Source organism: Daejeonella sp. AP26, assembly GCF_056680515.1.
In genome coordinates this window covers 135,492-154,887 of record NZ_CM155286.1, presented here as the reverse complement: position 1 = coordinate 154,887, position 19,396 = coordinate 135,492, and the positions used below count along the sequence as shown (strand labels likewise).

Annotated in this window: 14 protein-coding genes and 2 tRNA genes; 11 read left to right on the top strand and 5 right to left on the bottom strand. The window is 43.7% G+C overall.

Features of this window, described 5'->3' with window-relative positions; translation table 11 throughout:
• Nucleotides 1–7: 7 nt before the first annotated feature.
• Nucleotides 8–622, bottom strand: a complete 615-nt coding sequence (locus AC1MCB_RS00620; RefSeq protein WP_479966810.1) for an RNA polymerase sigma factor — start codon at nucleotides 620–622, stop codon at nucleotides 8–10.
• Between the two features lie 615 nt (nucleotides 623–1,237).
• Between AC1MCB_RS00620 and AC1MCB_RS00615 the strand changes: the two genes are divergently transcribed.
• The 3 genes from AC1MCB_RS00615 (at nucleotide 1,238) to AC1MCB_RS00605 (ending at nucleotide 2,535) form a co-directional block, all read left to right on the top strand.
• Nucleotides 1,238–1,312: transfer RNA gene (locus AC1MCB_RS00615), tRNA-Ala, on the top strand.
• Between the two features lie 393 nt (nucleotides 1,313–1,705).
• On the top strand, nucleotides 1,706–2,080 hold the full coding sequence (locus AC1MCB_RS00610; RefSeq protein WP_479966809.1) for a hypothetical protein: 375 nt from the start codon (nucleotides 1,706–1,708) through the stop codon (nucleotides 2,078–2,080).
• Between the two features lie 380 nt (nucleotides 2,081–2,460).
• Nucleotides 2,461–2,535, top strand: a tRNA-Ala gene (locus AC1MCB_RS00605).
• 1,208 nt (nucleotides 2,536–3,743) lie between these two features.
• Here the strand turns inward: AC1MCB_RS00605 and AC1MCB_RS00600 are convergent.
• The 3 genes from AC1MCB_RS00600 to AC1MCB_RS00590 form a co-directional block, all read right to left on the bottom strand.
• Nucleotides 3,744–3,959, bottom strand: coding sequence for a hypothetical protein (locus AC1MCB_RS00600; RefSeq protein WP_479966808.1), 216 nt, complete (start codon nucleotides 3,957–3,959; stop codon nucleotides 3,744–3,746).
• A 318-nt stretch (nucleotides 3,960–4,277) separates the two neighbouring features.
• Entirely contained in the window at nucleotides 4,278–4,760 is a 483-nt protein-coding gene (locus AC1MCB_RS00595; protein ID WP_479966807.1) for a transposase, read from the bottom strand.
• 404 nt (nucleotides 4,761–5,164) lie between these two features.
• Nucleotides 5,165–5,797: a DUF6266 family protein gene (locus tag AC1MCB_RS00590; protein WP_479966806.1), complete on the bottom strand. Its 633-nt coding sequence runs from the start codon at nucleotides 5,795–5,797 to the stop codon at nucleotides 5,165–5,167.
• A gap of 358 nt (nucleotides 5,798–6,155) precedes the next feature.
• On the opposite strand from AC1MCB_RS00590, the gene AC1MCB_RS00585 reads away from it, so the two are divergent.
• Both AC1MCB_RS00585 and AC1MCB_RS00580 read left to right on the top strand, forming a co-directional pair.
• Entirely contained in the window at nucleotides 6,156–7,205 is a 1,050-nt protein-coding gene (locus AC1MCB_RS00585) for a LacI family DNA-binding transcriptional regulator (protein ID WP_479966805.1), read from the top strand.
• Nucleotides 7,206–7,311: 106 nt separating this feature from the next.
• Entirely contained in the window at nucleotides 7,312–8,382 is a 1,071-nt protein-coding gene (locus tag AC1MCB_RS00580) for a phosphotransferase enzyme family protein (protein WP_479966804.1), read from the top strand.
• Between the two features lie 63 nt (nucleotides 8,383–8,445).
• Here the strand turns inward: AC1MCB_RS00580 and AC1MCB_RS00575 are convergent, their stop codons facing one another.
• Nucleotides 8,446–9,153: a FadR/GntR family transcriptional regulator gene (locus AC1MCB_RS00575; RefSeq protein ID WP_479966803.1), complete on the bottom strand. Its 708-nt coding sequence runs from the start codon at nucleotides 9,151–9,153 to the stop codon at nucleotides 8,446–8,448.
• Nucleotides 9,154–9,310: 157 nt separating this feature from the next.
• On the opposite strand from AC1MCB_RS00575, the gene AC1MCB_RS00570 reads away from it, so the two are divergent.
• From AC1MCB_RS00570 to AC1MCB_RS00545, 6 genes are all read left to right on the top strand, one after another.
• The gene (locus AC1MCB_RS00570; RefSeq protein ID WP_479966802.1) at nucleotides 9,311–12,616 is read left to right on the top strand and encodes a SusC/RagA family TonB-linked outer membrane protein; all 3,306 of its coding nucleotides are present in this window, start codon (nucleotides 9,311–9,313) and stop codon (nucleotides 12,614–12,616) included.
• Nucleotides 12,617–12,638: 22 nt separating this feature from the next.
• Complete coding sequence (gene nanU / locus AC1MCB_RS00565) at nucleotides 12,639–14,174, top strand: SusD family outer membrane lipoprotein NanU (protein ID WP_479966801.1); 1,536 nt, start codon at nucleotides 12,639–12,641, stop codon at nucleotides 14,172–14,174.
• A 71-nt stretch (nucleotides 14,175–14,245) separates the two neighbouring features.
• Nucleotides 14,246–15,184, top strand: coding sequence for a dihydrodipicolinate synthase family protein (locus AC1MCB_RS00560; protein ID WP_479966800.1), 939 nt, complete (start codon nucleotides 14,246–14,248; stop codon nucleotides 15,182–15,184).
• A gap of 28 nt (nucleotides 15,185–15,212) precedes the next feature.
• Nucleotides 15,213–16,352 (top strand): galactose oxidase, encoded by a 1,140-nt coding sequence (locus AC1MCB_RS00555; protein ID WP_479966799.1) that lies wholly within the window; start codon nucleotides 15,213–15,215, stop codon nucleotides 16,350–16,352.
• Between the two features lie 68 nt (nucleotides 16,353–16,420).
• Nucleotides 16,421–17,680 carry an MFS transporter gene (locus AC1MCB_RS00550; RefSeq protein ID WP_479966798.1) on the top strand — a complete coding sequence of 420 codons (1,260 nt, stop codon included), beginning with the start codon at nucleotides 16,421–16,423 and terminating at the stop codon, nucleotides 17,678–17,680.
• Nucleotides 17,681–17,799: 119 nt separating this feature from the next.
• Nucleotides 17,800–19,395, top strand: a complete 1,596-nt coding sequence (locus tag AC1MCB_RS00545; RefSeq protein WP_479966797.1) for an exo-alpha-sialidase — start codon at nucleotides 17,800–17,802, stop codon at nucleotides 19,393–19,395.
• Nucleotide 19,396 lies beyond the last annotated feature (1 nt).

Genomic DNA, 19,396 nt, shown 5'->3' with positions numbered 1-19,396 from the left:
TACCTCTTTAACAGACACCCGCTAAGGCAAGGAGGGAAACCAGGAGGTCGAGTTTCAGGCGGAGCCTGTAGATGGCATTGTTAACTTGCTTTTTAACCGTAAGCGGCGACAGATGGAGTTCCTCCGCAATTTGATGGTGTGTAAGGAATTTTTTGCGGCTGAGTTCAAATATCTGCCGCATCTTCAGAGGTAGCGACTCAATTTCCTTATTGATCAGGTGGGTTAATTCATTTTCACGTACCTGGTTATCCGTAATACAGTGGCCGGTTTCCATAAAGTGTTTAAGAGAATCCTGGTACTTTCCGGCCACTTTCTGGCGGGCAAAAATATCCAATATCCGATTGCGGGTTGCCGCATACAAGTATGCCGAAAGTGTAGCCTTTAAAACCAGGCTACCTCTGTTGCACCAAAGGTTTGTGAAAAGGTCCTGCACCACGTCATGGGCTTCATCCCGGTCCTGAAGCATTCTTAAAGCGTGCAGGTATAAAACACCCTTGTAGCGGTTATAGATTTCGGCAAAAGCACGTTCGTTCCCGGCTTTGAGTTGAACAATCAGCTCTGCGTCTGATTCATGCTGCGCCAGGAAATCTGCATTAACTTCAACTTTTAGCTTTTTTATCATAAAAACAATAAATAAATGTTGAATTACCTGTAGATCTAATTTAAAGTAAACAAATTGATTAGTAGTCTAAATGTGACGGCTATATCTTACGCAAACGTTTGCGTAGGTGACTAACAATAGGAAAAATGGGTCAAGCGTACCTTCGTTTTATCTAAGATCTCTGCAATTGCACAAATGTCTATAAATCAGAAAGGCTACTATTCAGAGCTATCGTTGTGGTTTACGACATAGGGTTATGTAAGCTTACGCTATAACGGAGCATTCAAGAGAGAAAATTCCTCGATGAGAGTTAGTGCTACCTGTCTTATAATTAATCATTTAACTTCCACCGGAAAATAAATACAGCGGCAAACATTAGCAGCAGTGCTCCTAAATACCACATGGTTGAACTTCTTGTATCTCCAGTTTTCTGCTTCAAGCGAGTTTGAGTAATTAGCCGTTCCCTCTCGCTAATTACAGACGTAGTATTGTTCATGGCGCTAATCTTGCCAGAATCCCTTAATTTATTACCAGCTTTTAGCCCCTCACTGATCAGCACCCGCTTAGCAATTATTTATTAAAACTTCATCTCTTCTTCATATTCAAGAACTAATATTGCATATAGTTCAAATATATGGTCGGGTAGCCAAGTGGCCCAGGCAAAGGTCCTGCAAGATCTTTTACAGGTTGGTTCGATTCCCCTCCCGACCTCTTAATTAACAAAAAAGGCCTCCTTCAATATTGACGAAGGCCTTTTTTGTGTGCAGGAATAGCAAATATTCTTCGAATTTTTAAGGCCGGTATATTATAGACAAACGATTTACAGGCATGTAGCTATTGCTTTCGATGCCTCATCGATTTACATTCCTTCTCTCATTATTAATTAAAATTCATCTGGTCTTCATGTGCATGGAGTAATTTGCATTTAATGAATAAGAGCAACGGTTGATGAAAGTTTGATCTACGGGTGCATCTAAAAGCTGATCGGGAAAGAGATAGAATCCCTTAATTATTTCAGGATTAATGTGCGAGGCAAACTTTTTTTACTCTTAATTCATTGTCCTTAGTTAAGCCAATAATCATATACAATATAATATTACAGGAATGATACAGCCAGAAGAATTTGACCTTACAAAATATTACGATTTATACGTTATCGATGAGAATGAGCAGCGCATAATAATTTTAATATGCGAGGACCTGGACTCAGCTAAACAACTCAACAATATTTTGAGCTTTAATAAGTATCAAATGCGCGTTGGAATCACAGAAAATAAATCTGTCATACTTGATACCATATTTCCCGATGCAAGGCATCGGATACAGTTTAAAACCCTGAAAACGACACTCGAAGATCCAGCGCTGATCTGGCTGCTTCAGGGAAGTGTTCCATATATAACTACGGGCTTTCCGGACGAGAATGATCTCCTGCTAAGACTTAGCAACCTGGTTCGGATGGATCGTCCTGTTCTGAATTAGTGCACTAAACAGCGCTGCATTATACGGTTTCATGTCCGGTGGTATAATTGGTATAACTTTTTTAAAGGTATTGCGCGAAATACTTTCAGCCAAAGATTGATAAACCTATTACCAGTATTAAAAATCTGATTCGCTAAGAATCTTCACGGCCAGCATTTATTGAAGATGTGTCAATTTGAAGCATAGAAGCAAATAAACATAACTACGAATTCTATTTATGACGGTGATAACTACAAAGGCGATACAAAATAAGGGTGAACGGTATTCATTATTGAGTAAACGGTAGTTGATTTAATTAATTCAATAATATATTTGCAACGATCATCTATCTAAGATTCGATTATTCATAGTGAAAATGGAATATTTTCAATAAACAATATGGTCGGGTAGCCGAGTGGCGCAGGCAGAGGTCCTGCAAGATCTTGTACAGGTTGGTTCGATTCCCCTCCCGACCTCATGATGATTGACTATAAAAGCCTTCTTCAATTATTGAAAGAAGGCTTTTTTGTTGCTTATGTTGTGACCCTTCTCAAACAGGCTGTCAACCGCCTTTTGTTGAAATAAATAAAATATTCAAAACTCCAGCAAGACTATTGGAATTAAGTGGGGCGGACGTATGATGATGAGTCACCTTCCATCCCTCTTCAAATTTGGGAAATCAAAGTGTTATTCTATTTTTCATACTTTTAAAGCCTCGCCCCGCTTAAAGTCGCCTGAAACTGAATCATCGCATTTGCAAATCCAACGCTTCACGACTTTTGAAAGCCGGTAAGACCAACTCATCTGAGTTAGGGTGTTTGAATTAAACGATTACGTCCTTTAAATATTTCTTTAGCGTCGTCAACCAGCTTTGGAACCTCTTACTCAGAGGGCTGAATAATCGTTAAATAAGCGGATTCCAGACCTTCATCCCTCCATTTAATAATTCTATCTAACCAGCTTTTTAGCCTTACTTTATCAGAAAGGATGGTTATTGTTATCTTGAAACCGTATAAATGCGATTTAATGGTCAAGGCCAGTTGTAGTAATCGCGTCGGCTGCTTATGTACCGGTAGGGCCTCCCGCAGGGGACCCTGACTGCTAAAAGAGCTAACCATTTAATATTTATAAAGCGTGAAGGTGACAATTCAGGTTTGATCAAACCTATCGTGTTATGTATCGGCAGGGTCTTCCGCAAGGGACCCTGACTGCTAAAAGAGCTAACCATTTATAGGTCATAAAGGTGACAAACCAGGTTTTATCAAATCTATCTTGTTTCGTTTTGATGCTCATGATTGCACTACTTTTTTCACGAAGGATCCTCTCGAGAAACCCAGCTAGACCATATAACCAACATTTGGATCACAATGCAGGCAGGATACTCTACGAGAGACCCTGCTTAAACAAAAGCATTTATAAGATGTGAGGGTGACAAACCAGGTTTGATCAAACGTATCATGTTTCGTCTTTATGCTCATGATTGCGCTACTTTTTTCACGAAGGATCCTCGCCAAAAAACCCTGACTAGATCGTATAGCCACAATTTGAGTCACAGTGCCGGCTGGATCCCCTGCGAGAGACCCTGCTTAAACAAAAGCATTTATTTGACGATTTTCTAACAAAGCCGTTTGATACTTCCAAGTTACTAGTAGTTATAGAACGAAATGTAGTTGGCTCCTGAAGTTTACTGCTCAATCTTGCTAAGTAAAAAAATTTTTTGATAGACTTCTTCGATAATTTCCTTTTCGCCTGAGATAACCGGTATCTGATTATAGTTAAAATAAACATAATTTCGATAGCTAAACCCAGACTCGTCCCGCAAAGTGCTCAGCCGGTCTAACTCAGCATAAAATTCATATTTTCGCTGCTCGTTTTCTTTTGACATTTTATGAATTTCCATACAATAACCCGTTTGATTTGTATTAGTACAGGATGAAAATATGGCGGGAACATGAAGAAATCATGAATTTTTAAATAATTCGATTAGTAATTTTAGTTGGAGAATTAATTTCCCTAAACCGCAACTCGTCAACAATTGTTAACTAGCAGATATTTTAAGGGTGACCTTAAAAACATTCTATTTGCGAGGCGAGAATACTTTGGTTATTTCGTACGAAGTATTCATTCACAAATTGATGGCGGCCTTTCTAGGGAAAACTTTATTATCAAGGTTCTACTTCTATGTATCGGCAGGGTTTCCCGCAGGGGACCCTGCCTGTTAAATATCCCGGAAATGTTTCACAGATATCAAAGGATGAATTATTCGTGTTTCATAGAACGCAGCACTGCTATGTTTATATTTATTATAATCCTTACTTAAATTCCATCTACCTTTAACCGGATTGTGATGTATGTAATCTAATTTCTGCAAAAAGAATCGTTCAGTATAAACCGGCTTAGCATCAAATGAAGACCCAAAGACTTTATGTTTCTGCCCTTTCGCTCTTTCTTTTTCTGAACAGCCTTGTGATAGGCGATCTAATAAGACTTGTTCGTCTTTTTCCTGTAGCCTTTTAATTAATTCATAAGCGATAAATCGCTTAGCGTTGCTGATCATCAAATTAAGATTGACTGAAACCCTGCTTAGTTGCAAAAGCACATGCACATGATTCGGCATAATTACAAAGCCAAGCGTTTCTGCCTGGCCTTTATCTTTAATTAGTTGAAGCCAATTGTAAACCAGATCATAACTGTCAGTCATATCGAAAAGAGTTAACCATTTATAGCATGTGAAGGTGACAAACCAGGTTTGATCAAACGTATCATGTTTCGTTTTTGATACTCATAGTGGATTATTGTTTTTTAAGAAATGTTCTCTCCGGGAGAGGCAATCACGATGCAGGCAGGGTCCTCTACGAGAGACCCTGCTTAGACAGAAAGAAACCCTGCTTAGTTGCAAAAGCACATGCAACGATGCAAGCGAACTGCGATCATGCTACCGTTATCACCTTCGAAAATTAACAATTGCTACTACCTTCCTTGTTTGCAACCAGACTGTACGAGTACTGCAATTTTATCGCTCATAATACCTCTCGATTTTAAATCCTGTCACTAATAAACTTTTTTATCAAAGTAAAAGTTCAGCGAAGAGATTTAATCCGTCCTCTAAAGAGCATACCGCCCTAAATACTGGCTTTCCGACTGCGCGGACCGGTCTGCCGCAACAAAACCAATGTATAACTCTGCTTCCCCACCTTTCATTAGCACAGGTATGCTGACGGTGAAATTGCCGGCAACGCGAAACGGACCATCAAATATTCTTGTCAGAACATTGGAATTAACCGTATCGTATAACAACACCATCAGCTGATCAGAAGGATTTCCTTCGGCTACAGGGTTTGTGTCCCAGGTAATTTCGAGCAGGTCGTCAGACAAGCTTACTGCGGGATTAACTGCAATTGGCAGCACGCCCCCGCTGAACCTGAACAAGGCCGGATCCAGGTGCAGCCCGTTATCATCTTCGGCAATGGCATGCTTACGGTTGTAAGCAAAGGCCGCTCTATAGCCACCCGTTTTGGTATAATGATCTTTAAAACCTGCTTTGACCAGACCCTTTAACGGATCCAGGTGATTGAGAATCAATTTAAATTTAGCCCTGTTGTTTAACTCTACCGGGCCTGCCTTGGTTCTTTTTCGCGGCAAAGATCGCATATAAAACCCGCCGCCACTTGAAACTCCAACTACCGTCCCAATTTTTCCACGAAATTTTCCAAGAATTCCGTCATCTGCGTTTGCCATATCCGATTAACCTAACTACTGTTTGAATTAAATAAGTTTACAATATAATAAAAAATTTGATAAGTCTATAATTACAATGTACTCGCTATGTGATCACAGCTTCGCGATATACTCATGACATAGTAAGCACATACTAAGCACATACTAAGCACATACTAAGCCCGGACGGCGAGTAGCAGAATTCCCGGGCTGATCAGCGCCCCGGATGGGTGTTTGAAACGGCTATTTGGCTGGTCAAAAAAATGAGGATTATAATACGGATGCAGGTGGACGGCCCGCCGGTAAAAGTTTACCGGAAATAGAGCATGCATAATTTAAATTAAAATCTGGTTTTAAATTAAAATCCCAATATTTGAAAATGAGCCCGAAGCCTGCTACCATTAAAGAAATTGCGAAATCTTTAAATATTTCTGTTTCTACTGTTTCGCGTGCACTTCATGATCATCCCAGTATTGGTATTACTACCAAGTCAAGGGTCAGGCAGAAAGCTTTGGAGCTGAATTACGAGCCCAACCGTGCGGCTATTCACTTCCAGCAGGGAAAAACCTTCACTCTGGGCGTTATTTTACCGGAACTTTCGGAGTCTTTCTTTTCGTCGGCCATATGCGGGATAGAGGATACCGCCTATCAAAAGGATTACACGGTTTTGCTGGCCCAGTCGCATGATGATCTGGAGATGGAAAAAAAGCTGGTTGAAAAGATGAAAAACCAGCGTGTAGACGGACTGCTGGTTTCGATAACTAAAAATACTTCCACGTACGAACATTTTGAAATGCTGAAAAAGCAAAATATACCGCTTGTTTTCTTTGATCGCGTGCCCTTGCTGAAAGACATCCATTATGTGAACAGTAATATTGAAACTGGAACATTTGACGCTGTGACGTTCCTTTTAAAGAAGGGGCACCGTTCAATAGGCTTAATTAATGGTCCGACTTCCCTGCATGCTACCCTGGAGCGTAAAGAAGGTTATATAAAAGCCATGATCAAGAACAGGCTGAAATTTGACCCCACACTGGTCACCAATTGCGACCTTACGGAGAAGGGCACTGTTGACGCCCTGGACAGGCTGCTGAGCAACAAAAGGAGGCCTACCGCCATCGTCACGTTTAATGATTACGTTGCCCTTTACGCTATCCGCCACGCGCGTTCGCTAAACATCCGGATCAATAAGGACATTGATTTTGTGAGCTACGCTAATCTGCCGATCATTAATCATATGGACAACGGGCCCATGGCTTCTGTAGAACAATTCCCCTATCAGCAGGGACAAAAAGCAACCGGCATTTTGCTGGACCTGATCAATAAACCGATTAGTGAAGAAGAAGGAAACAACGCCTACTACCGCTTAACCATCGATTCGAAATTAATTGTTAATGAGCGGTTTATGCCTGAAAAGTCCGGAAATTAACCTCCTTCTATTACCCCCTCTTAAAATCAAACAAACGTTTGCGTGAAAAGCGCAACAGTTGAATACTTAAATTTGATATTTCAGCATAAGTTTAAACCAGGATTACATGATAGGCCCTATTTTAAAACAGTATGAATTGGATAGCAGTGACTATTCCGTTCAGCAATTTCACTCAGGGCTGATCAATAACACCTGGAAGGTAAGCAGCAGCGATAAAAGCTATATACTTCAGAAGATTAATGACCATGTATTTAAAAAGCCTGAAGACATTGATCAGAATCTGCTTAAACTCAAAACCTACCTGGCTTCACATTTCCCTGACTACCTGTTTGTAGCTCCCATCGCCGCTGCCAACGGCCAAACGCTGATCCATACCGGGGACGGGTATTTTCGCCTGTTGCCTTTTATTGAAGGTTCGCAAACATTAGATTTTGCCCGCACCAGTGGCGAGGCATTTGAAGCTGCGCTGCAATTCGGAAAATTTTCGAAGCTTCTTTCCGGATTTAATGCCGACGAGCTGGCCTATACACTCCCCGACTTCCATAACCTGACCCTGCGGTTTGCGCAGTTTCTGGAAGCCTGCACCAATGCGTCGCTGGAAAGGCTCAGCCGGGCCACTGAAGCGATAGCCTTTATTAAAGAGCATGAACACATTGTGAGCATGTATAATCAGATCCGTGATGACCGATCTATTCCGCACCGGGTGATACATCATGACACAAAAATCAGTAATGTGCTCTTTAACGCAGAGAATGAGGGCATGTGCGTTATTGACCTGGATACCGTGATGCCGGGTTATTTTTTCAGCGACACCGGTGATATGATGCGCACTTACCTCTCGCATGCTAATGAGGAAGAAGTGGATTTTACTAAGATTGACATCAGGACTGATTTTTTCCGGGCGATTTATAACGGCTATTTCAGCGAGATGGGTCCGCATCTTACAGAGGGCGAGAAAGAGCTGTTTATTTATTCCGGAGAGTTTATAATTTATATGCAAGCCATCAGGTTTTTGGCAGATTATTTAAACAACGACACCTACTACGGAGCCCGATACCCGGAGCATAACTTTAACCGGGCAATGAATCAGATAACCCTGCTTAAACAGTACATTGCGTTGAAACCAGAGTTTGAGAAAATCATACAGCAGGCTAATGCTGAACCGGCCCGGTTTTAAACGGATAATTGACGTTCTGGATTGCTGCTCATCAACTTCGGGCATAGAAACAGAGCTTCTTTTCTAATCAAACAACCTCGCAAAGTGGTTTTCAAGGTGGTTACGCATGGCATTCCTTAAGCCCTCGGCATCACCGTTCTCAATTACATCTACCAGGTCGGCGTGCGAAGCGTATTTCTTGATCTGAACCGGTTTTTTCAGCAGTCCGCTTAAATGCACATAATTGAAAACCGGCAGCAAAAGCCTTTGGAACTTCTTCAGCGTTTTATTTTGCGCAATATCATAAAGCTTCCCGTGAAACCTTATCTCCTGTTCAATTAAGAACATATGCTCGGGTGAGGTGGGCGGATCGTTAGCTACGATCTCCCGGAGTTCCTTAATATCCTCCGGGGTGACCCGTTCGATAATAAAATCCGCCATCCCTATCTCGAGGGATAACCGCATCTCAAAAATCTCTTTTAATGTGTCATCATCCAGCAGCCTGGGATCCATGCTGCGCTCGAGGATGGAAATCAAATCAGGACTGGTTATTACCGATCCGCGCTTCTTCTTTGAGTCGATCAGCCCGATCATCCGTAACCTGAGTAATGCTTCGCGAATAACCGTACGGCTAACACCTAAAGCAACGGTGAGCTCTAGCTCGGTGGGAATAGAATCCCCCACCTTCAGATTTTTATCGGTCAGAAATTTAATGACCTGCTTCTCAACCTTATCAACCAGGGACGTCGTATCTATTTTGAGAAGATCACTTCCATTCATTTTATCTTTCATTTTGGTGGCGCAAAGTAACTAAATCAAAGCATTTTATGAAAACGATAAGTTGCTCAATTGATGTTAAAATAATGTTAAAATAATATTTGGATATGTGAAGATAAATAAACTAGATTTGAATTATGTCATACATAATACAAACTTAACCGAATAAATTATGAAATCAAAAATCACGTGGCTCCAAACACTGTTGCTGGTCTTCGGAGTTCTGGCCTGGAATAGTTTACAGGCTCAAACACAAACTGTTACTGGCAAAGTTCAGGATGCGCAGGGCGCTTTGCCGGGCGTAACCGTGGTGGTAAAAGGAAAAACCACAGGCACGCAAACCAACCAGGATGGCGCGTTTAGCCTTCAGGCAAATGCAAATGACATTTTAGTTTTTAGATTTCTGGGATATGAAAGCCAGGAGATTCCGTTGAACAATAGAACCATGGTTGATGTAACGTTAAAAGCGAGCACCCAGCAAATGGACGAGGTAGTAGTAGTTGGTTACGGCACTCAAAGCAGGGCCAATGTAACAGGTTCAATTGCCAAGCTTGATAAAGATGTGCTGGCAAACACCCCGAGATCCAATGTGGGCAGCGCATTACAGGGTACTGTTTCGGGATTACAGGTGGTTAATACCACCGGCCAGCCGGGTGCAGCTCCCGCAATCTTATTGCGTGGCGGTGCTTCGATCAATAATCCGGGGTCACCGTTAACTATAGTGGACGGTGTGATCCGGTCTTATAACGATATCCCATCAGAGAATATAGAATCCATTGAACTTTTGAAAGATGCTTCCTCCACCGCTATCTACGGTGCGCGGGCAAATAATGGAGTAATTTTGATTACTACCAAACAGGGAAAGGCGGGATCTGCCCAAATTTCCTACAAGTTTACCGGCGGCTATAACAGCGAACGTGAAGGCTATAAATATCTGGGTGCGGAGGATTATATCCACTATACCCGCTTAGGCTATTTGAATGCCGGCCGTACCCTGGCCCAGGTGAACTCGTCGAGAGGATTGGGTTTATCCACAAATCCAGCCGATCTGGCCACTTTTGACATCAGAACCCTAACGGGTAACGAGTCGCTGTTAACACAGGGCTGGAAGCAGATGGACGATCCTTATGGCGGTAAGATACTTTTTAAAGATCATGGCGGAGAGGTACAGGATCTTGTTTTTAGAAATACGTATACCAAAGATCATTACCTGAACGTAACGGGGGGAAATGAAAAGGGGAAATATTTTGCCAGCTTCGATTATTTCAATGAAGATGGTGTAATAGTAGGTTCGGATTATAAACGCTACTCTGCTAATGTAAACGGCTCGTATAAAGTAAAATCAAATATTGAGGTAACCAGTGGCGTAACGCTTTCTAACTCTTCCCAGATAGGCGTTTTAGCCGGCGAAGTAAATTCTCTTTACCGAAGCATGGCTGTCTGGCCAACCTTCAATCCATGGCTTGATGCGGCAAAAACACAACCCAATCCGGGAAACAGCGCCAGCGATGGCAATCCTCTATACTGGCTGGGCCGGCGCGAGCGTGATAACCAGGTAAACAGAGTGGTGGTTAACGGGTCTGTAAAATGGGATCTGGCACCTGGCCTGTACTTCAAAGGAACAGCAAACGCTTATTTACTGGAGGACTTCAATGAGTCGTTCCAAAAATCAACGCAGACTTATGCTAACATCTTCGCGACGCCGCAAACATTCAGCAGCACCAGCCGGGATGCTTCCAACTCGCTAGACCGGGATTTTCAAACGCAGTACAACGGTATTTTGAATTATACCAAAACTTTTGCCGAGCGTCATAATTTAAACGCAATGATAGGCGCAGAGTACTATGACAGCAAAACGTCCTTCATGCGGGTTTTTGGTCAGAATGCTCCCACAGATGATATCCCAACGGTAAATGCTTCAACCACATTTGCTGCGGGCGCAAATACGAGTTCAAAATCTGAATACCGGATAGCTTCTGCTTTCAGTCGTCTGAGTTATGATTTCGATCAGAAATATTTGTTGTCTGCTGTTTTCCGTATGGACGGGATCTCCAGTCTTTCGCGCGATAACAGGAACGGATTCTTCCCTGGTGTTTCCGGAGGATGGAACGTGCATAACGAATCATTTTTTCAGAATTCTGGCCTGTCTAAATACATTTCCACTTTAAAACCGCGTATCAGTTACGGTGAAAACGGCAACGTTGCAGGTTTAGGTAGGTATGAAGTGCAGGGCGTGTACGGCTTGCAGACCAATTATAACGGCGCTGCGGGTTTCCTGAATACCGGTATTGCAAACAATGATCTGCGCTGGGAAAAGAGTAAAACCGTAGATGTGGGTTTGGATATGGGCTTCTTAGACAACAAGATCACCCTATTATTTGACTACTATGATCGTAAAACCAGCGACCTATTAACAGATCTGACTCTGCCAAGCTATACCGGTTTCGGCTCTGTTAAAACTAACCTGGGTACTTTCCAGAATCAGGGTTACGAGTTCAGTGTTAACGCCAATGTATTGAATGCGCCCAACGGTTTAAGCCTGAGCCTTGGTGCCAATGCGTCTTTCGTGAAAAACAAGATCCTTCAGTTACCTTTCAACGGTAACGAGAACAACCGTCAGGGCGGCTTCCAGATCTACGACCCTGCAGCGGGCGGCCTGGTTTGGGTTGGCGGCTTACAGGAAGGACAATCATTAGGGACCATCTACGGTTTCAGACAAGTATCGATCTTCAAAGATGATGCGGAAGTGGCAAGCGTTGCAGGCAACAGGACAGATGCCATTGCCCGAATTACAGGACCAAACCTTCCGGCAGGTCCGAATGGACGGATCACTCCGGGAGATGTGAACTGGGAAGATGTAAACGGAGATAATATCATTGACTCGCGCGACCAGGTTTATTTAGGAAATGTTAACCCTGACTGGACCGGAGGTTTTAACGCCTCTCTGGCATACAAAGGGTTAAGCTTATATAGCCGGTTTGAGTTTGCGCTGGGTCATACGATCTACAATGACCTGGTTGCGCGGACTTTAGGAAACTACCAGGGAACATTCAACTACATAGACCTGCAAAAGAACGCATGGTCGCCAACCAACACGATTACTGATATCCCAAAAGTATACTTTGCCGACCAGGTTGCAGGTTCTAAACAAAATTATACGCGGGCAAATAATGCGGGTTCTGTTCTCAATGGCAATAACTCCCGCTTTTATGAAAAAGGGGACTATTTAGCGCTTCGCGAGGTTTCACTGTCGTATAATCTTCCTAAAAGCCTGATGGAAAAAACAAAGGTCTTTTCCCAGTCGCGTGTATATGTAACCGGTAACAACCTGTTCTACGTTACTAAGTTTAGCGGGCCAACACCCGAGCCACCGACTATACCCGGCACTATTGCCGGTTCTAACCGGGTAACCGGGATCTACGCAGGCGCTTACCCTACTCCAAGATCAGTGGTTCTGGGCCTTCAGGTTTCTTTCTAATCATTCAATAAGACAATTCATCATGAAGAAGATAAAAAATATTATAATCGCTTTAGGAGTTGTGACCCTTCTGGGCAGTTCCTGCAAAGACTCACTTGACCTGGCACCGGTAAGCAGTTTAAGTAACGAGAGTTATTGGAAAACTCCCGATCAGTTCAACGCCTTTGTAACCGGTGTGCACAGCCGCTTTCGCAGCCACACGGGCACTTTCCAGCTTTTGGGAGAAATGCGGGCAGACATTTTCGGTCTTGACCCGGGCACTACCGCTTCCTTTACGGGCGAAGCAACCCAGGGCCTCGAACGCATGTGGCTGCATACCCTCGATCTGGATAATGCCGGCGTAAGTAACTTCGGCGGGTTTTATACCAATATCAACCAGATCAACCTGCTGATTGATAAATTAAACAATACAACCGTGGTGGCTGATGCCGATAAGACCTATTATTTAGGCCAGGCTTATGGCATGCGGGCGTACTACTATTTCCAGCTGTTGAGAACATGGGGTAAGGTGGTAATACAAACCGAACCTATTAATGATATTGATATTTCTAACCTTGCCAAAGCTGCTTCTGCCGAAGCTGAAGTGATGACACTGATTAAATCAGACATTGAAAGTTCTCTCACTAATTTTGGGAGCAGCTATGCCTTCAAGGGCGCCAAATCACAGTGGTCTAAACCGGCTTCTCTGATGCTTAAGGCCGAAGTCTTTTTATGGACCGGCAATCGCGACGGCGGTACACCGGATGCGACCACCGCCAAGAATGCATTAACAGAGATTCAAAGCAACGTTCCCGCATTAACGCTGCTGCCGAATTTCGCTGATGTTTTTTCAACAACAACGAAAGGAAATAACGAAATGATCTTTGCCGCAAGAAACCAGTTAATGGAAGCATCGTTAGATTTCGTTGCCGGATCTTTTGTTCCTCAAAGCGGACTGATCGCCAATTTTCATGATTCTATTGCTAACCGCCAGTTTAACGTATCCACCGACAACTGGGGTGGCCTGTTACGGGCTCCGGTAAAGGTTGCTACATTCAGGCAATACAACGAACTTGACAGTCGCCGACTGACCACCATACAACCTGCTTACCGCAAAGAAGGTAACAACTATACTATTGCCGGTGCCTTCGTTAAAAAATTCGCGGGCGAGCAAAACGCAGGGTCAAGAAGTTATACCAATGATTATCCCATTTATCGCTATGCCGATCTTCTGCTAATGCTGGCGGAAGCGAAAGTGGCCTTAGGCGAAGATCCTTCATCAGAAATCAACCAGGTTCGGAGCAGAGCATTCGGGATTAATTATAATCCGGCCCAGCATGCTTATCCTAACCAGGCTGTCGACTCGAATCCTAAGGAAGCTATTTTACAGGAGCGTCTCCTGGAATTTATTTTTGAAGGTAAGAGATGGTATGACCTGCGTCGTATGGGCGATAGCTTCGTGTTTGCTCACACTTCCTTACCTGCAGGCGAAGCTTTCAGACTCTTGTGGCCAATCGACCGGAACTCATTAACTAATAACCGACTATTGGAGCAAAACCCGGGTTATCCTCAATTCTAATTGTTTTTAAACCAGACAGCTTTTCTAAATTAGCTGTCTGGTTTAATTTCCCTTTCTTAACTCATATACTAATGCAACATTTACAAGGCTTAATATCTGCTCCCTTCACTCCTATGGATGCTGAAGGCAACCTAAATTTATCAATTATTCCATCGTACTACCAGTTTTTAAAGGCCAACGGTGTAACAGGCGCTTTTATTTGCGGTTCAACCGGTGAGGGTGTTTCACTGACCCTTTCGGAGAAAAAAGCGGTGGCCGAAGCATGGGCGGCCTGCTCTAATCATGACGATGACTTTAAGGTGATGATGTTCCTTGGCGGAACCTGTATTGCCGATTGCATTGATCTGGCAAAGCATGCCCAGGCGACGGGCCTTTTTGCGGTTTCATTTACCGGCCCGTTCTACTTCAAGCCTGCCAGCGCAGAAATGCTTGCCCAGTGCTGCCTGGCGGTAGCCGAAAGCGTACCGGATATACCCTTCTACTATTACCATATCCCGGTTCTGACAGGTGTAAACTTCGCGATGTTTGATCTGCTGCAGGCTATAGATGGCCGCATTCCTAATTTTGCAGGGATCAAATACACGCACGAAGACTTCATGGACTTCCAGAGCTGCATGACCTTTCAGAACGGCAAATACGATATGTTGTGGGGCCGCGATGAGAATATGCTTTCTGCACTAGCCCTTGGAACAAAAGGTGCTGTGGGAAGTACGTTTAATTACGCAGCCCCACTATATTATTCTTTAATTGATGCCTTTAATGGCAACGATCTTAAAAAGGCTGCCGAGTTACAGCAGAAATCAATTGACATGATCCGTTTATTGGGCAAGTATGGCGGTATTTCTGTCGGCAAAGCTTACATGAAACTCGTTGATATTGATTGCGGGGAATTCAGACTGCCCGTAAAGAACATGAGTGCCGCGCAGTTTGAAGACTTCAAAAACGATGTACAAAGTCTTAGTTTCGACGACTTCAAATCCCGGGCTCATGAAACACAATATGATCAATAAGTGTCTTTTCCCCTTATCTCTCTGTATCATGTTAGTTAACACAGATGCCTTCTCCCAAAAAGTTGTTATCGACTCCATTGAATGGAAAAAGATCGCCACCCTGCCTGATGCAGACGGGAGTCCGTCGATCGGGTTTGCGGGTGCCATTAATGCAGTTTACAGCGAATCGATGATTGTAGCGGGAGGGGCTAATTTTCCGGATAAGATGCCTTGGGATGGCGGGAAAAAACACTATTCTGATGAAATCAAAGTGCTTCAAAAGAAAAACGGCCAGTATGTCTGGAATGAGAAGCTGTTTGCAAAGTTGCCGGAACCCATAGCGTATTGCGGAAATACAGCTACGCCTTATGGAGTGGTATATGCGGGCGGCGAAAACGACCAGGGGATCTCCGACAAAGCCTGGCTCATTAAATTAAATTCCGCTAAAAGCCAGCTCAAAGTAGAGCCTCTACCCAATCTGCCGATAGCTCTAACTAACGTCGCACTTACTCATCTGGACAATTTGGTCTACGCGGTCGGTGGCGATGAAGCAAAATCCACCTCATCCTGCTTCTTTAGCCTTGATCTTACTGATAAAAAAAGGAAGTGGAATTATTTGCCGCACTTGCCTGTGTCACTGGCGAATTCAGTGGTTGTGGCGCAAAAGGATGCGGAAGGCAGCAAAATTTACGTAGTTGGCGGACGTACTAAAACTTTGTCGGGAATTAGTGAACTTCATAATACCGTATTTGTTTACAACCCGGGCAGCCAAAGCTGGGCAAGTGGTGCTCCTGTTTCTGACGGAAACAGCACCACGAACTTCTCAGCCGGTACCGGTGTAGCGGTGTCGGAGAATGAGTTGCTAATCATGGGCGGCGATAACGGTGAAGTCTTTCATCAAATAGAAACCTATTTATCGCTGATCGCACAATCAAAGACGTCGGAGGAAAAAGCGGAGCTTACCGCGAAAAAGAATCTATTAAGTACCACTCATAAAGGATTCTACCGGGGCATATTATCATACAATACCCTGAACAACTCCTGGCTGAAAATAGGCGAGCTACCTTTCCCTGCCAGAGTAACTACCACCGCTACGAAATGGGGCGAAGATATCATACTGTCAAACGGTGAAATTCAGCCCGGCGTCCGCACACCCGATATCATGCTGGGTGTGGTTAAACGAAAGTAAGGCTAACAGCCTTAGTCTCACATCTCAAGTCTCACATCTAAAGTCTCACATTCTCAAATCTCAATCTAATGTCTAGAATCTCAAAGAATTACCACTGGGTATTAGTAGGTTTACTCTGGTTTGTTGCACTTCTGAACTATATGGATCGGCAGATGCTGGCCACGATGAGGCCGGCCATGCAAATCGATATTGCGGAATTGCAGTCGGCTACTAATTTCGGTTACCTGATGGCCATTTTTCTGTGGATCTACGGCTTCATGAGCCCCGTATCCGGTATTATAGCTGATAAATTCAGCCGCAGATGGCTAATCATCGGCAGCTTGTTTGTCTGGTCAGCCGTTACTTTTGCGATGGGTTATGCGACGACTTTTAACCAATTGTACATATTGCGAGCCATTATGGGCGTCAGCGAAGCCTTGTATATCCCGGCAGGACTGTCATTGATAGCAGACTTTCACAGTGCAAAGACCCGGTCACTTGCCATCGGCATTCACATGACCGGTCTTTATATGGGACAAGCCCTTGGAGGCTTTGGAGCAACTATTGCGACTTCCTATTCATGGCAAACCACTTTTCATTCATTCGGTCTGATCGGGGTTGTGTACTCTCTGGTACTAATACTTTTCCTGCGGGATAAGAAGGAATCGCAGGAAGCGATCGCCGGATCAGATCAATTCCTGGTTAAACAAAGTTCGCCGCTGTTCAAAGGGCTGGCCCTGCTTTTTACCAATATTTCTTTCTGGATCATCCTTTTCTATTTTACCATCCCAAGCCTTCCGGGCTGGGCCACTAAAAACTGGCTGCCCACACTATTCGCTGAAAATCTAAACATCCCGATGTCGCAGGCGGGTCCTCTGTCTACTATTACAATAGCGGCCTCCTCGTTTATCGGAGTTATTTTTGGCGGCATATTATCCGACCGCTGGGTGCAGAAGAATTTGAAGGGCAGAATTTATACCAGCGCCATTGGCCTGGGTTTAACTATTCCATCGCTACTACTTTTAGGATTCGGGCATAGCCTCATCCATGTTATCGGTGCAGGTGTTTGCTTTGGGATAGGCTTCGGAATGTTTGATGCCAACAATATGCCGATCCTTTGCCAGTTTGTTTCATCCAAATACCGGGCTACTGCTTACGGGATCATGAACATGACCGGAGTGTTTGCCGGAGCTTACATTACCGACCTTTTAGGCAAGTCGACAGATGCAGGTAATCTCGGGAAGGATTTCGCCATGCTGGCCGGAATTGTACTGGTGGCCCTGGTTATCCAGATTTCCTTTTTACAACCGAAGCATAATGATTTTCAGGTATCAGACAGTCCTGCATAACTGGAAGAAATTTAATACAGTACATCATCAGATTACACTTTACATATCGTAAGTCTGATTTTTGAACAATGTTCAGGGTTCCTAAACAAATCCTGATTTTATAATTTTGATTTATTGAAATGAATAAAAATACAAACAAATGCACTTTGTGGATCGCAGCGCTGGCATTAATAGCCCTCGGCTGTTCTCCCAAAACCATAACGGCACAGTTGCCTACGGTTAAGCTTTCCGCCATTTATCCTGATGCTCCTTTGATGAAAGAAATGCCTTATAATGAGGCGGCACAGATCAGAGTTCACGTGCCGGAAGGTAAAGATGTAACTTATAAAAGTATCCAATTACAACTTGACGACAATGCCGTAAAAGCAATCGAAAAGATTGATGTACTGATCCGGAAAGACAATGAGCGGAGTTTTTTGACCGGAGCAACTATCCTGGCTTCAGCAACCAGCTTGTCAGGATCTATGAGTATTCCAGTGATCGTCAATTTTAAACCGGGACTATATTATATCTGGGTAAGTCCAACTGTAAAAAAGGATGCAAATATAGATAAGGAAGTAAACCTTCGCGTTAGCAGCCTGACTACCGCTGCAGGGAAGCATGAAGTTAAGAAAGCCACGAATCCAAAGGGTGGGAAAGCAAGTTTTTCAAAAAGAATAGGAATTGCAATCCGCAAAGCCGGAGATGATGGTGTGAACACCTACCGCATTCCGGGAATAGCTACCACTGACAAAGGCACCCTGATCTCAGTTTATGACATTCGCTATAAACATTCAGGCGATTTGCCGGCAAATATTGACGTGGGCCTGAACCGCAGCACCGATGGCGGGCATACGTGGGAGCCGATGAAAGTTATTATGGACATGGGCGAACCGCATGAGAATAATGGCGTGGGCGACCCTTCAGTTTTATTTGACCCCATTACAAAAAAGATTTGGGTTGCCGCTTTATGGAGCAAAGGCAATCGCTCGATAGCTGGTTCTGAACCGGGCCTCTCACCGGATACTACCGGACAGTTTGTGCTGGTAAGCAGTGATGATGACGGCAAAACATGGTCAAAACCCTACAATATCACCACCCAGGTTAAAGATCCAAAGTGGCATTTATACTTTAACGGTCCGGGTAATGGAATCGTAATGAAAAATGGCACGCTGGTTTTCCCATCTCAATATTGGGACGAAAGTAAAAAGCCGGGCATTCCACATTCTTCGATTATCTATAGTGATGATCATGGGAAAACATGGAAAAGCGGCATAGGCGCCAAATCAAATACCACGGAAAGCCAGGTGGTAGAAACAACTCCGGGCACATTGATGCTGAACATGCGTGACAACCGCGGTAATTTTAGAAGCGTAGCCACAACTAAGGACATGGGCAAAACCTGGCTGGAGCACTCTACGTCGTATGAAGCCCTTCCTGACCCGGTTTGTATGGCTAGTTTTATCAAAGCCCGCGTTAATATAAAAGGCAAAATGCAGGATGTTTTGTTTTTCAGCAACGTGGCTACACAGACTGCCCGAAAGGATATCACTATCAAGGCAAGCCTTGATCTGGGTGAAACATGGCTTCCTGTTAATGAATTGCTCCTTGACGATCGTCCGACTTTTGGCTATTCGGCACTAACGAAGATAGATGATCATACCATCGGAATCTTATATGAAGGTCAGCGAGACCTGTACTTTATGCGGATACCGGTTAGTGATATTGTAAAATAGC

Bases quoted from the DNA above. Each gene is read 5' to 3' on its own strand.
- AC1MCB_RS00550 (WP_479966798.1), top strand. From the start codon at position 16,421: ATGTCTAGAATCTCAAAGAATTACCACTGGGTATTAGTAGGTTTACTC.
- AC1MCB_RS00585 (WP_479966805.1), top strand. From the start codon at position 6,156: ATGAGCCCGAAGCCTGCTACCATTAAAGAAATTGCGAAATCTTTAAAT.
- AC1MCB_RS00575 (WP_479966803.1), bottom strand. From the start codon at position 9,153: ATGAAAGATAAAATGAATGGAAGTGATCTTCTCAAAATAGATACGACG.
- AC1MCB_RS00620 (WP_479966810.1), bottom strand. From the start codon at position 622: ATGATAAAAAAGCTAAAAGTTGAAGTTAATGCAGATTTCCTGGCGCAG.
- AC1MCB_RS00610 (WP_479966809.1), top strand. From the start codon at position 1,706: ATGATACAGCCAGAAGAATTTGACCTTACAAAATATTACGATTTATAC.
- AC1MCB_RS00545 (WP_479966797.1), top strand. From the start codon at position 17,800: ATGAATAAAAATACAAACAAATGCACTTTGTGGATCGCAGCGCTGGCA.
- AC1MCB_RS00600 (WP_479966808.1), bottom strand. From the start codon at position 3,959: ATGGAAATTCATAAAATGTCAAAAGAAAACGAGCAGCGAAAATATGAA.
- nanU (WP_479966801.1), top strand. From the start codon at position 12,639: ATGAAGAAGATAAAAAATATTATAATCGCTTTAGGAGTTGTGACCCTT.
- AC1MCB_RS00570 (WP_479966802.1), top strand. From the start codon at position 9,311: ATGAAATCAAAAATCACGTGGCTCCAAACACTGTTGCTGGTCTTCGGA.
- AC1MCB_RS00590 (WP_479966806.1), bottom strand. From the start codon at position 5,797: ATGGCAAACGCAGATGACGGAATTCTTGGAAAATTTCGTGGAAAAATT.
- AC1MCB_RS00560 (WP_479966800.1), top strand. From the start codon at position 14,246: ATGCAACATTTACAAGGCTTAATATCTGCTCCCTTCACTCCTATGGAT.
- AC1MCB_RS00580 (WP_479966804.1), top strand. From the start codon at position 7,312: ATGATAGGCCCTATTTTAAAACAGTATGAATTGGATAGCAGTGACTAT.
- AC1MCB_RS00595 (WP_479966807.1), bottom strand. From the start codon at position 4,760: ATGACTGACAGTTATGATCTGGTTTACAATTGGCTTCAACTAATTAAA.
- AC1MCB_RS00555 (WP_479966799.1), top strand. From the start codon at position 15,213: ATGTTAGTTAACACAGATGCCTTCTCCCAAAAAGTTGTTATCGACTCC.